This window comes from Streptomyces hamibioticus (assembly GCF_047946815.1).
In the GTDB taxonomy this organism is placed as follows: domain Bacteria; phylum Actinomycetota; class Actinomycetes; order Streptomycetales; family Streptomycetaceae; genus Streptomyces.
Genome location: NZ_JBKKQY010000001.1, coordinates 4,591,422 through 4,604,470, shown reverse-complemented (window position 1 = coordinate 4,604,470; position 13,049 = coordinate 4,591,422). Strand labels below are relative to the sequence as shown.

At 73.6% G+C, this 13,049-nt stretch carries 10 protein-coding genes; 5 read left to right on the top strand and 5 right to left on the bottom strand.

The annotated features are described in order from the left end of the window. Positions 1 to 93: 93 nt before the first annotated feature. The 5 genes from ACLGIH_RS21005 to mtnA form a co-directional block, all read right to left on the bottom strand. Complete coding sequence (locus ACLGIH_RS21005) at positions 94 to 1,044, bottom strand: ComF family protein (protein ID WP_416526800.1); 951 nt, start codon at positions 1,042 to 1,044, stop codon at positions 94 to 96. Between the two features lie 299 nt (positions 1,045 to 1,343). Continuing rightward, positions 1,344 to 3,185, bottom strand: coding sequence for an LpqB family beta-propeller domain-containing protein (locus ACLGIH_RS21000; RefSeq protein WP_416526799.1), 1,842 nt, complete (start codon positions 3,183 to 3,185; stop codon positions 1,344 to 1,346). Further along, complete coding sequence (gene mtrB, locus ACLGIH_RS20995; protein WP_416526798.1) at positions 3,175 to 5,235, bottom strand: MtrAB system histidine kinase MtrB; 2,061 nt, start codon at positions 5,233 to 5,235, stop codon at positions 3,175 to 3,177. Before mtrB ends, ACLGIH_RS21000 begins: the two co-directional genes overlap by 11 nt. Before the next feature lies 1 nt (position 5,236). Further along, a complete protein-coding gene (gene mtrA, locus ACLGIH_RS20990; RefSeq protein WP_189869080.1) occupies positions 5,237 to 5,926 on the bottom strand; it encodes a two-component system response regulator MtrA in 690 nt (229 codons plus the stop codon). Positions 5,927 to 6,051: 125 nt separating this feature from the next. Then, complete coding sequence (mtnA, locus tag ACLGIH_RS20985) at positions 6,052 to 7,194, bottom strand: S-methyl-5-thioribose-1-phosphate isomerase (protein ID WP_416526797.1); 1,143 nt, start codon at positions 7,192 to 7,194, stop codon at positions 6,052 to 6,054. A 140-nt stretch (positions 7,195 to 7,334) separates the two neighbouring features. Here mtnA and ACLGIH_RS20980 point away from each other — a divergent pair, with 140 nt between their 5' ends. Genes ACLGIH_RS20980 through ACLGIH_RS20960 form a run of 5 tightly spaced genes read left to right on the top strand, consistent with a single transcriptional unit; the run spans position 7,335 to position 12,966 of the window. After that, positions 7,335 to 8,663, top strand: coding sequence for a DUF7847 domain-containing protein (locus ACLGIH_RS20980; RefSeq protein ID WP_416526796.1), 1,329 nt, complete (start codon positions 7,335 to 7,337; stop codon positions 8,661 to 8,663). A 4-nt stretch (positions 8,664 to 8,667) separates the two neighbouring features. Beyond that, positions 8,668 to 9,438 (top strand): DUF4129 domain-containing protein, encoded by a 771-nt coding sequence (locus tag ACLGIH_RS20975; protein ID WP_416526795.1) that lies wholly within the window; start codon positions 8,668 to 8,670, stop codon positions 9,436 to 9,438. After that, positions 9,435 to 10,667, top strand: a complete 1,233-nt coding sequence (locus ACLGIH_RS20970; protein WP_416526794.1) for a DUF4350 domain-containing protein — start codon at positions 9,435 to 9,437, stop codon at positions 10,665 to 10,667. Before ACLGIH_RS20975 ends, ACLGIH_RS20970 begins: the two co-directional genes overlap by 4 nt. Then, complete coding sequence (locus ACLGIH_RS20965; protein ID WP_416526793.1) at positions 10,667 to 11,656, top strand: AAA family ATPase; 990 nt, start codon at positions 10,667 to 10,669, stop codon at positions 11,654 to 11,656. Before ACLGIH_RS20970 ends, ACLGIH_RS20965 begins: the two co-directional genes overlap by 1 nt. Beyond that, the gene (locus ACLGIH_RS20960; protein ID WP_416526792.1) at positions 11,656 to 12,966 is read left to right on the top strand and encodes a DUF58 domain-containing protein; all 1,311 of its coding nucleotides are present in this window, start codon (positions 11,656 to 11,658) and stop codon (positions 12,964 to 12,966) included. The genes ACLGIH_RS20965 and ACLGIH_RS20960 overlap by 1 nt, the downstream gene beginning before the upstream one ends. The last annotated feature ends 83 nt before the right edge of the window (positions 12,967 to 13,049 follow it).

Genomic DNA, 13,049 nt, shown 5'->3' with positions numbered 1-13,049 from the left:
TCGCCCGGACGGATGTCGTCACCCTCTACCGCGGCGTACCTCCGTTCAGGTGAATTGGTCCTGCTCATTACCTGGAACGACGCAAGATCTCAATCAGTTCCGGTTTATTTGAAAAGCATCTGGCGAAGCGGCCACCACGGCCGCGCCGATCGCGAAACGGATCATGCCGCCACCCCCGTTCGCGTCCGTCATTCCCCGTCCGGCAGACGCCCGGTTCAGCCTCACTTCCGTTGCTCCGGCCTTCCGTTCCTCTCTGCCTTCCCACGCTGCTCCCGGATACACGGCCGTCGTCGCCGTTCTGTACGTGCCGCCCCCGGTTCTCCGCTCACTCGACGCACCGGATTCCGCGACCGCCGACCGCACCGCCCGCGCCGCTTCCGTCAGCGAGGCGCCCGTCGTCATCAGGTCGTCGACGAGCACCACCGGGCCACCGTCGCGCAGCAGCCGGCCGCCGCCCGGCGCCACGGCCAGCGCGCCGGCCATGTTCTCCAGCCGCTGCCGGGCGTCGAGCCCCGACTGGTCGGCCACGGCCCGCCGCTGGCGCAGCACGGTGAGCACGCGGGCGGGCGTCCGGGCCCGCCGCAGCTCACCCGCGGCCACGAGGGCGATCCGCCGCGCCGGATCGTGTCCACGCGTCCGCACGGCCCGCGGCGCGGACGGAACCGGCACCAGCAGCACCGGCGCACCCGCCGACGGCGAAACCACCGGCGCCGGGCCCTCTCCGGCCCCGTGGGCGCCACCCGCCGGCCCCTCCCGGAGCCCGGCCCGCACGGCCCCCGCCAGGGCCACGCCGAGTGGCCCCGCGAGCGCCAGCGCGCCGCGCTCCTTGTGAGCCAGCAGCACGGCCCGCACCTCGTCCGCGTACCGGGCCGACGCGTGCACCACCGGCAGCCCCGGCGGCTCCGGCACCGGTCGCACCCGGCGCGGTGCGGCCCCGCTCAGGGCGGCACGGCACTCGGGGCAGAGCACCGTGCGAGGCCCGCCGCAGCCTGCGCACTCGGCCGGCAGCACCAGGTCGGTGAGGTCCTGCCACCACCCCCGCATGGCCACCACTGTGCCAACGCCGGCCCCACTCGGCCAGCCCTGTGGAAAACCCCTGTGGACAACTCCTGCCGTCGGCCGACGGGCGTCCCTCACACGAGCCCCACCAGCGAAACGGCCCATCCTCGGGCACGGCATTTCCGCGGCCCCGCACGGCCGTGACACCACTCGTCCGCAGCACCGCACGCCCGCCCGAAGCACCTCACCGGCCGGACAGCTCACCCTCAGCGCTTGTGTCACCTCAGCGCAGGTGCCACCCTCAGCGCAGCGGTCACCCAAAGCACACGCCGGTGCTGGACCGCTCACCCCGGATAGACCGGCGCCGTGCCCTCCGTCACCTTCTGCCACTGCATCCCGGACGGCAGCCGCACGATCCCGTCCTCCGAGTACGCCACCAGCGGCAGCCGCTCGTCCTCGGACGCGGCGATCTCCTTGACCCCGGTCAGCGCCGCGGGCACCGAGGCCTCCGGCGTGGAGCCGTCGACCTGGACGTACCCGATCTGCTGCACGCCCCCGTGTTCGCGTCCGACCACCACCAGGCGGCTGTCGCCCGCCCAGGACATCGCCTTGATCTCTTCCAGTGCGGGTGTGGCCGACCGCAGTTCGAGGACCGTCGGCCGGTCACCGGCCTTCTCGCCGCGTTCGACCCGGCCGATGAGCAGTGAGCGGTCACCGTCCTTCTCCACGACGAGCGCGATCCGCACCCCGTCGGCGGCCACCCGCACGGCCTCGATCCGCCCGTCCAGCTGCGGGACCCGCACCTCCACCGGTCCGCCCGCGCCCTCCCGCAGCACCAGCAGCCGCGGGTCCTGCGGGTTCCGGTCGGCGACCCACAGGTCGCCGTACGCGTCCCAGCTGGGCGGCGTGAACCGGTCCTGCTCCGTCTTGCCCCGGCTGACGAGCACCGGCTCGCCGAGCGAACCACCCGACACAAGCGATCCGACGTACAGCGCACGGCCGTCGAGACCGACTCCGGCCGCGGTGTGCTCGTCGCGCGACACCGCCACCGACCGCAGGGCCGTGTCCCCCTCGCCCAGCGCCCCCGGGGCGGGGGTCACATGGGGCCTGGTGGAGCTGCTGTCCGACGGGATCCGCACCAGACGGTGCTTGTCGTCGAGGAAGTACAGGTAGTCCGGGGGCCGCGCCGAGCCGCGCGAGGCGACCGCCGCGGCCTGGTCGCCGGTGAGCGAGCACAGCGAGGATCCGCCCGCCCGCAGCTCGACCTCCTCCACCGTCGGCGTGAGGCTCTGCAGCGTGAACAGCAGCTGGGCGGCCATCTCGTCGCACTTGTCCGCACCGACCCGGGCGGCCTTGTCGTTCAGCGGCACCTCCACCCGGCTGCGGTCGTCCGGGGTCAGTGGCGCTGCGCCCTTCGCCAGCGCCGTACCGGTCGGGAAACTCGACCTGACCACCGGGCCCAGCAGGCTGCTCGGGCCGCTGATGAGAGAACGCACGACCTGCGTCATCGGTTCCACCCGCCGCCGCACGTACACCGGATCGGCGACGGCCGCCGGCTGCCCGGCCGCGCCGGCCTGAGCGTCCGCCGGGGCGTTGGAGGCGAAGTAGTACTTGTTGACGGACAGATAGTTGCGCTGGAAGTCCGACTGGCCCATGACGACGCCCTGCGGCAGCGCGTCGATGCGCCACTGCCCGCTCTCGGTGTCCCGCGTCAGGTGCACCGACTCCCGGTACTGCCCTTCGGCGGGCGTGTACGACCGCTGCGCGTCGACCGTGGCCACCTTGATGCCGGTCAGGGTCAGCGCGTACTCGCGCGTGTCCTCGCGCAGCACCGAGGGCCCCGACGCGGGGCCCGGACCGCCCGCGAGCACGGTCGTGGACAGCTCCGGCCGCCAGGTCTTCGCCGCCTCGCCCGTCAGATACTGGCGCGCCATCTCATAGTTGGGATCGTCGCTGGTCAGCGCCTCCAGGAAACCCTGCACGATCTCCGTCGGCGAGCCGTCCTCCGGCGGTGGCATGGCGAACACGCGTACCTGCGCGTCCTGCCGCGGCGTCGACTCCACGCCCCGCAGGTCACCGCTGTCGGGCATGGACGCACACCCCGCCAGCAGTACGACGCCACAGGCCGCGTACACCACCGAGCGCATGGGCCGGCGCCGGCCGCTCCCCTCCCGGTCAGCGCCCACGAAAAGCCTCCCCCTGCCTGCTCGAGTCCTCCGGACCGGTGCCGTCGGTGCGGCCCCGCGCCTCCGTGGCGGACGGGTCGTCCTGCGCGCGGGCGCCCGAAACGGGCCGCGGCACCACACGCGCGCCGTTGCCGGGCAGCGCCGTCGGATCGGCCGCGGGAGCCGGCGCCGCCTTCGGCGGTATCGGGTCCCGGTGCGGAGCCGGGGGTGCCTGCCCGGCCGTCGCCTGCGCCGGCACTGCGGCCGGCCGATCGGCGGCGTTCGGCAGTCCGGCGTCGCCCAGTCCGCGGTTGCGCCGCGAGTCGGTGGGCTCCAGCGGTATCGGCGAGCCCCGCAGCGGCTCGTCCGCCGTCCTGGGCAGCGTCAGCCGGAACTGCGAGCCCCCGCCGGGCTCGCCCCAGGCCTGCAGCCAGCCCCCGTGCAGCCGAGCGTCCTCCAGGGCGATCGACAGCCCCAGGCCCGTACCTCCCGTGGTACGCGCGCGTGCCGGGTCGGCCCGCCAGAAGCGGCTGAACACCCGGGTCGCCTCGCCGGGCTTGAGTCCGACGCCGTAGTCGCGCACCGCGACCGCGACCGCCCCGCCGGCCGCGGCGAGCCGCACGACGACGTCCCTGCCCTCGCCGTGCTCGACGGCGTTGACGACCAGGTTGCGCAGCACCCGCTCCACCCGCCGGGCGTCGGCCTCGGCGACGACGGGCTGCTGGTCGCCGACGACACGTATCCGCGTGCCCTTGCGCTCGGCGAGCGGCTCGGCCCCGCTGACGACTCGCCGCACGACCTCCCTGAGATCTATCGGCTCCGCCTCCAGCGCCGCCGCGCCCGCGTCGAAGCGGCTGATCTCCAGCAGGTCGGCGAGCAGCGTCTCGAACCGGTCCAGCTGGTCGGCGAGCAATTCGGCCGACCGCGCGGTGACCGGGTCGAAGTCCACGCGCGCGTCGTGGATGACGTCGGCCGCCATCCGGACGGTGGTCAGCGGCGTCCGCAGCTCGTGCGAGACGTCGGACACGAACCGCCGCTGCATCCGCGACAGGTTCTCCAGCTGGCTGATCTTCAGCTGGAGGTTCTGCGCCATCTTGTTGAAGGCCTCGCCGAGACGTGCGATGTCGTCCTCGCCGGTGACCTTCATCCGTTCCTGCAACCGCCCGGCGGACAGCCGCTCGGCGATGCTCGCCGCCATCCGCACCGGCGTGACGACCTGCCGCACCACGAGCCAGGCGATGGCTCCGAGGAGGACCACGACGAACAGCCCGGCCGTCGCCAGCGTGCCCTTGACCAGGCTCAGCGACTTCTCCTCCTGTGTCAGCGGGAAGAGGTAGTACAGCTGGTACGGGTCACCGTTGGGGTCGTTGACCTGCTTGCCGATCACCAGCGCCGGCTGGGAGGCCTCGCTGGAGTTGTAGATGATGCGGGTGTAGCTCTGCGCCGCCGTCGGGTCGCTGTCGATCCGCTCGCGCAGGGCCACGGGCACGCTGGCCGTCGGGTCGACCAGGCCGGAGGCGCGCGGACCGCGCCCGCCACCGCCGTCGCCGCCCACCGGGAGCGTGACCACCTCGAAGGCGCCCTGGCCGCCGCTGGAGAGCGCCTTCACCAGCTCGCTCATCCACTGGATCACGTTCTGCGAGGGACGCGCGTCCGGGGGGCTGCCGCCCTCGTCGGTGACTCTGGCCGCCTCGTCGGCCCGCTGCTTGGCCACCGAGAAACCGCCGGTGGCCTGGCTCTGCGACGCCTTGACCTTGGCGTCCAGCAGACCGTTGCGGACCTGGCCGATGACGACGAAGCCCAGCAGCAGGACGACGCCCAGCGACATCAGCAGCGTGGTGACGACGACCTTGAGCTGGATGTTGCGCCGCCACAGCCGCATGACGGGCAGCAACGGCCGGCGCACCCAGCGCATGAAGAGCCGGAGCACCGGGCTGCCCTGCACTCCGCCGTGCAGCAGCCCGCTCTCCAGCAGGCGCCCCCAGCGGGAGCCCGCGCATGTCCGGTCGACAGGCCGCCCGGCACGGGCCCCGGACCGGCCGGGCGCCGAAGCGGCACTGTCCTCGGACATGTCAGCTCGGCCCGGCCTTGTAACCGACACCACGGACGGTCACCACGATCTCCGGCTTCTCCGGGTCCTTCTCGACCTTGGAGCGCAGCCGCTGCACGTGCACGTTGACCAGCCGGGTGTCCGCCGCGTGCCGGTAGCCCCAGACCTGCTCGAGCAGCACCTCGCGCGTGAACACCTGCCACGGCTTGCGGGCCAGCGCGACCAGCAGGTCGAACTCCAGCGGCGTCAGCGCGATCGCCTGCCCGTCCCGCTTCACGGAGTGACCGGCCACGTCGATGACCAGGTCACCGATGGCGAGCTGCTCGGGCGCCGGTTCCTCGGACCTCCGGAGCCTGGCCCGGATCCGGGCCACCAGCTCCTTCGGCTTGAACGGCTTGACGATGTAGTCGTCGGCCCCCGACTCCAGGCCGACGACCACGTCGACGGTGTCGCTCTTGGCCGTCAGCATCACGATCGGCACCCCGGACTCCGCCCTGATCAGGCGGCACACCTCGATGCCGTCGCGGCCGGGCAGCATCAGATCCAGCAGCACCAGATCGGGCTTGGTCTCACGGAAGGCGGCCAGCGCCTTGTCGCCGTCGGCTACGAAAGACGGCTCAAAACCCTCACCACGCAGCACAATGCCGAGCATCTCGGCCAGTGCGGTGTCGTCGTCGACGACAAGGACTCGTCCCTTCATAAACGACATCATCCCATTCTCATAACGGTGGCGAAGGCGCAGGTGAGGCAGGTCACTGCCTCGTGACGATAGTCGTACGCGACCGTCACTGTCTGCCCCCGCCCCTCCGCGACCGCGCGGTCCGGCCCCGCACCGCCTCAGCCGGACGTCTCCCGGCGGGATCCGGCGCACAGCCCGGCGAGCGCCTCGGCGGTCACCGGCGAGATCGCGCCCTGCTCGGTGACGATCGCCGTCACCAGCTCCGGCGGGGTCACGTCGAACGCCGGGTTGTACGCCTGCGTCCCCAGCGGCGCCATCTGGATCCCCCCGGCCGTGCCCGCCACCGGCACCTGGGGCGCGGTGACCTCGGTCACCTCGTATCCGGGCCGCTCTTCGACCTCGACGGACGCCCCGTCGGGGGTGTCCGGGTCCACCGTCGTCAGCGGCGCCACCACGATGAACGGCACGTGGTGGTACCGCGCGAGCACGGCGAGCGGATAGGTCCCCACCTTGTTCGCCACCGATCCGTCGGCCGTGATCCGGTCCGCCCCGACCAGCACCGCGTCGACCTCCCCGGCCGCGAACAGCGAACCGGCCGCGTTGTCGGTGAGCAGCGTGTACGCCATGTCGTTGCGGGCCGCCTCGTACGCGGTCAGGCGGGCGCCCTGCAGCAGCGGCCGGGTCTCGTCCACCCACAGGCGCCGCAGCCGCCCCACCCGGTGCGCCGCGAGCGCCACCGCGAACGCCGTGCCCTCTCCGCCGGAGACCAGCGCCCCGGTGTTGCAGTGCGTGAGGATGCGGTGTCCGCCGCCCGGCAGCAGCTCGTCGAGCAGCGCCAGCCCGTGCTCGGCCATGCGGGCGCTGGCCTCGGCGTCCTCCCGGTGCAGCGCCCGGGCCGCGGTCAGCGCCGCCTCGGCCGCCTGCCGGACGTCACCGCCCTCGGCGAGCACGGCCCGGTGAGCTGCCTGGGCCCGCCGCACGCCGACGGCGAGGTTCACCGCGGTGGGCCGGGCCCCTGCCAGCGAGTCGGCGGCCTCGTCCACGTCGAAGCCCCGTACGGCGGCGAGCGCGACGCCGTACGCGCCCGCGATGCCGAGCAGCGGGGCCCCGCGCACGGCGAGCGAACGGATCGCCTCCACCAGCGCGGACGCGTCCGTGCAGACCAGCTCGACCTCCTCGGCCGGCAGCCTCGTCTGGTCCAGCAGGACCAGCACCGGGCCCTCTGGAGGTTCTTCCCAGCGGAGGGCCGGGATGTCGGTCGGCCGCTTGTCCTCGCCGCTTTGCGCGTACTGATCAGCCATGCGGTCAGTCTGCCCCGTATCCCGCGGACAATTGAAGGTGCGCACCCCCTACCGTGGCCGGTCCCCACCCGACCGCCACATGGCACGATGGCTGCCAACCTGCCGCCGCGACCGCGGACGGGCACCGTGAAGGAGCGACGATGAATGACACTCCGGGCTGGGCCTCGCCCGGATCCTCCCCGTCCGACGGGCGGCAGCCCGGCGCGTCCGGCCCCGCCGGGCCGGCCGACCGCCCGGGCCCCGATCCGGATCAGGGCGCACAGCCGTCGGACCAGTCCGGCACGAAGTGGTCCAAGGAGCAGCCGCCACCCGGCCAGTGGTCCGCACCCACGGGCCCCGGCCAGGCACCGCCTCCCCCGCCCCCCGGCCCGGGCTGGGGCGCCCCGCCCCCCGGCGGCGGCCACGGCGGCCCGGGCGGCGGCTGGGGCGGTTACGGCGGCCCCGGAGGCTACGGCGGCTGGGGCGGCCCTCCGCCCGCGGCCAAGCCCGGCGTGATCCCGCTCCGCCCGCTCGGCGTCGGCGAGATCCTCGACGGCGCGGTCTCCACCATGCGCACGTACTGGCGCACCGTCCTCGGCATTTCCCTGACCGTCGCGGTGGTCATAGAGGTCATCGTCGTCCTGCTCCAGGGGCTCGTCCTGGACACCAGCACGGACGCCCTCAACGACCCGAGCGCGACCCTCGGCGAACTCGGGGACGCCATGGCCGACGCCATGATCAGCTCGGGCGTCCTCTTCGTGATCACCCTCGTCGGCACGGTCGTGGCGACCGCCCTGCTGACCACCGTCACCAGCCGCGCGGTGCTCGGCAAACCGGTCACCACCCGTGAAGCCTGGCGAGACGCCCGCCCCCAGGTCGTGAAGCTGTTCGGCCTGATCGTCCTGCTGCTGCTCATCACCGCCGGTGTCGTCACCGTCGGCGCCCTGCCCGGTCTGCTGGTCGCCGTCACGGCCGGCGGTGACGCGGCGGTCGCGCTGACCGTCCTCGGCATCATCGGCGCCGCCGTCCTGGCCCTGTGGCTCATGATCCGCTTCTCCCTGGCATCGCCCGCGCTGATGCTGGAGAAGCAGGGCATCGTGAAGTCGATGAGCCGCTCCGCCAAGCTCGTGCGCGGCTCCTGGTGGCGGATCTTCGGCATCCAGCTGCTCGCCACGATCATCGCGAACGTCGTCGCGTCGATCATCGTCATCCCCTTCGCCGTCCTCGCCGCGACCCTCGACGGCGAGAGCGTCGGCGGCTTCCTCAACGGCACCGGCGACGTCGGCTGGACCTTCCTCATCGTCAGCGGCATCGGCTCGGTGATCGGCTCCATGATCACGTTCCCGATCACGGCAGGGGTCACCGTGCTCCTCTACATCGACCAGCGCATCCGCCGCGAGGCCCTCGACCTCGACCTGGCCCGCGCCGCCGGCGTCCAGAGCTACGGCCCCGGCGCCCCCGGCACGCCCGGCGCCATCCCGGGGAGCTGATGCGGTGAGCACGCCGGGGGGAGTTCTCACAGAGGCGCTGCCGGGCGCCGCCGTACGGACGCTGCTGCGCGCCGGCGAAACCGTCGTCCGGTCGCTGCCGCGTTCCGACGACGAACCGCCGCTGACGATCCCACGCGACCCCGCGCGCGAGGCGGCCCGGCGCGAGCTGTCCAAGGGCATGTACCACGAGGACGACCCCAGCTGGTTCGAACGGGCCCTGGACGCCTTCTGGGACTGGATCGACGACCTGTTCAGCGCCGCCTCGACCGCGGCACCGGGAGGTACGCTCGGCCTGGTCGTGATCATCCTCGCCGTCCTGGCGGTCCTGGGCGCCCTCTGGTGGCGCCTGGGCACCCCCCGCCGCCGCCCCGTCTCCTCCGCCGCCGTGTTCGACGACCGCCCCCGCAGCGCCGCCGAACACCGCACGGCGGCCGACGCACACGCCGCCCAGGGCCACTGGAACCAGGCCGTCCAGGAACGCATGCGGGCCATCGTCCGTGCCCTGGAGGAGCGCGCCCTGCTCGACGTCCGCCCCGGCCGCACCGCAGACGAGGCGGCCGCCGAAGCCGGCCACGCCCTGCCCGCGCACGGCGCCGCGCTGCGCACCGCCGCCCGCGACTTCGACGACGTCACATACGGCGGCCGGTCGGCGAGCGAACAGTCGTACCGTCGCATCGCCGACCTGGACCGCCGCCTGGAGCGCAGCAAGCCGCAACCGGCCGACAGCAGCGCCCGCACCGCGGACCACCACACCCGCCAGGGAGCCGCCGGATGACGACCGAGGCCACCCTCCGACCCACCTCGGCCTCGCCCACCGCACACCGGCTGTGGACCCGCGCGCGGGGCATCGTCCTCGCCCTGGTCCTCCTCGTCGCCGGGGCCGTCGCGATCGCCGTCGTCCGCTCCGACGCCCGGCACGGCGAACTCGACCCACGCTCCGTCGACCCCCGGGGCAGCCGAGCCGTCGCCGAACTCCTCACCGACCGGGGCGTGTCCACCCGCGTCGTCACCACCCTCGCCCAGGCACGCGCGGCGACCGGCGCCGACACCACCCTGTTGGTCGCCGTCCCCGACCGCCTGACGGAGCGCCAGCAAGCCGACCTGCACTCGGTCACCGCCGGATCCGGCGGCCGCACCGTCCTGGTCGCCCCCGGCAGCTCGTCCGTCGAGCGGCTCGCCCCCGGCGTCACCGCCGACCCCGCCATCAGCCTCGACTCGACGCTGTCCCCCGACTGCGCCCTGCCCGCCGCCCGGCGCGCCGGCAACGCCGACACGGGCGGCCTGCGCTACACCACCACCCACCTCGACGCCGACCGCTGCTACCCGAGCCAGCGCCTGGCCACCCTGCTGCGCATCCCGCAGACGCCGGAACAGCCGACGCAGGCACGCGAGGAGAAGGCCGAAGGCGACACGATCGTCCTCGGCGCCCCCGACATCCTCCACAACGACCGACTCGACGACCACGGCAACGCCTCGCTCGCCCTGCAACTGCTCGGCTCCCGCCCCCATCTGGTCTGGTACCTCCCCTCGCTCGCCGACAGCACCGCCACCCCGGAAGAGGAACGCGACTTCTTCGACCTGCTCCCCTCCGGCTGGCTCTGGGGCACGCTCCAGGTCTTCATCGCCGCGGCACTCGCCGCGCTCTGGAGGGCGCGCCGACTCGGCCCCCTCGTGCCCGAAAAACTCCCCGTAGCGATCCGCGCCTCCGAGACCGTCGAAGGCCGCGCCCGCCTCTACCGCAAGGCGAACGCCCGCGACCGCGCGGCCGCCGCTCTTCGCTCCACCACCCGCACGCGCCTCGCCCCCCTCGTCGGCACCCCCGCCTCCCAGGCGCACACGCCCGAGACCCTGCTGCCCGCCCTGTCCGCCCACCTCCAGGGCACGCACGGCGACGGACAGTCCCTGCCCACCCTGCTCTTCGGCCCGCCGCCAGGCGACGACGCGGCCCTCATCTCCCTCGCCGACCAACTCGACGCCCTCGAAAGAGAGGTACGCCGTCCATGATGGACCCGACCACTGACAACGCCGGGCAGACCGGGGACCCGCGCGACACCCGCGCCTCCCTCGAAACCCTGCGCGCCGAGATCGCCAAGGCCGTGGTCGGCCAGGACCCCGCCGTGACCGGCCTCGTCGTGGCCCTCCTGTGCCGCGGCCACGTCCTCCTCGAAGGCGTCCCCGGCGTCGCCAAGACCCTCCTGGTGCGCGCTCTCGCCTCGGCCCTCGAACTCGACACCAAGCGCGTCCAGTTCACCCCCGACCTGATGCCGAGCGACGTGACCGGCTCCCTCGTCTACGACGCCCGCACGGCCGAGTTCTCCTTCCAGCCCGGCCCGGTCTTCACCAACCTCCTCCTCGCCGACGAGATCAACCGCACCCCGCCGAAGACGCAGTCGTCCCTCCTGGAGGCGATGGAGGAACGCCAGGTCACGGTGGACGGCACCCCCCGCGCCCTGCCCGAGCCCTTCCTCGTCGCCGCGACCCAGAACCCGGTCGAGTACGAGGGCACCTACCCCCTCCCGGAAGCCCAGCTGGACCGCTTCCTCCTCAAGCTCACCATCCCGCTGCCCTCCCGCCAGGACGAGATCGACGTCCTCACCCGGCACGCCTCGGGCTTCAACCCGCGCGACCTGCGCGCCGCCGGCCTGCGCCCCGTCGCGAACGCCGCCGACCTCGAGGCGGCCCGCGCCGCCGTCGCCAAGACCACGGTCTCCCCCGAGATCACGGCGTACGTCGTCGACATCTGCCGCGCCACCCGCGAGTCCCCTTCCCTCACCCTGGGCGTCAGCCCGCGCGGCGCCACCGCCCTGCTGTCGACCGCCCGCGCGTGGGCATGGCTGACCGGCCGCGACTACGTCACCCCGGACGATGTGAAGGCCCTCGCGCTGCCCACCCTTCGCCACCGTGTCCAGCTCCGCCCCGAGGCCGAGATGGAGGGCGTGACGGCCGATTCCGTGATCAACGCGATCCTCGCCCACGTCCCCGTGCCCCGCTGATGGCGCTCACCGGACGCGCCGCGCTCCTCGCGGCCCTAGGCTCCCTCCCCGTCGGCATCTGGGAACCCAGCTGGACGGGCATCCTCGCGGTCAACGCCCCGCTCGCCGTCGCCTGCGCCTGCGACTACGCCCTCGCGGCCCCCGTACGGCGCCTGGGCCTGGCCCGCTCCGGCGACACGTCCGTACGGCTGGGCGACACGGCGGACGTCACCCTCACGCTGACCAACCCGTCGGGCCGCCCCCTGCGCGCCCGCCTCCGCGACGCCTGGCCCCCCAGCAGCTGGCAGCCCGGCACGGAAACCGCGTCGTCCCGCCACCGCCTGACGATTCCCCCCGGCGAACGCCGTCGCATCACCACCCGCCTACGACCGACCCGCCGCGGCGACCGGCAGGCCGACCGCGTGACCATCCGCTCGTACGGTCCGCTCGGCCTGTTCGCCCGCCAGGGCACCCACGAGGTCCCCTGGACGGTCCGCGTCCTGCCCCCGTTCACCAGCCGCAAGCACCTGCCCTCCAAGCTCGCCCGCCTCCGGGAACTGGACGGCCGCACCAGTGTGCTGACCCGCGGCGAGGGCACCGAGTTCGACAGCCTGCGCGAGTACGTCCCCGGCGACGACACCCGTTCCATCGACTGGCGAGCGACGGCCCGGCAGACCACGGTCGCCGTACGCACCTGGCGCCCCGAACGCGACCGCCACATCGTGCTCGTCCTGGACACCGGCCGCACGTCGGCCGGCCGGGTGGGCGACGCGCCTCGCCTCGACGCCTCCCTGGACGCGGCACTCCTCCTGGCGGCCCTGGCCTCCCGCGCCGGCGACCGCGTGGATCTCCTCGCCTACGACCGCCGAGTACGCGCCCGCGTCCAGGGCCGCACGGCGGGCGACGTCCTGCCTGCCCTGGTCAACGCCATGGCCACACTGGAACCGGAGCTGGTGGAAACCGACGCACGGGGTCTCGCGGCCACCGCCCTGCGGGCGGCGCCCCGCCGATCCCTCATCGTGCTCCTCACCACGCTGGACGCGGCCCCGATCGAAGAAGGCCTGCTCCCCGTCCTCGCCCGGCTCACCCAGCGGCACACGGTCCTGCTTGCCTCGGTGGCCGACCCGCACGTCGCCCGCATGGCGAAGGCCCGCGGCAGTACGGAATCCGTGTACGAGGCCGCAGCGGCGGCACAGGCGCAGTCCGAACGCGAGCGAACCGCGGAACAACTACGCCGCCACGGCGTGACCGTCGTCGACGCGACACCGGACGAGTTGGCGCCGGCATTGTCGGACGCGTATCTGGCGTTGAAGGCCGCGGGCCGCCTGTAAGGCAGGCGGGCTGCGGCCCCACAACCGTGGCCTGAAACTCTCTTAAACGCAGAAAACCCCGCACCGTTTCCAGTGCGGGGTTC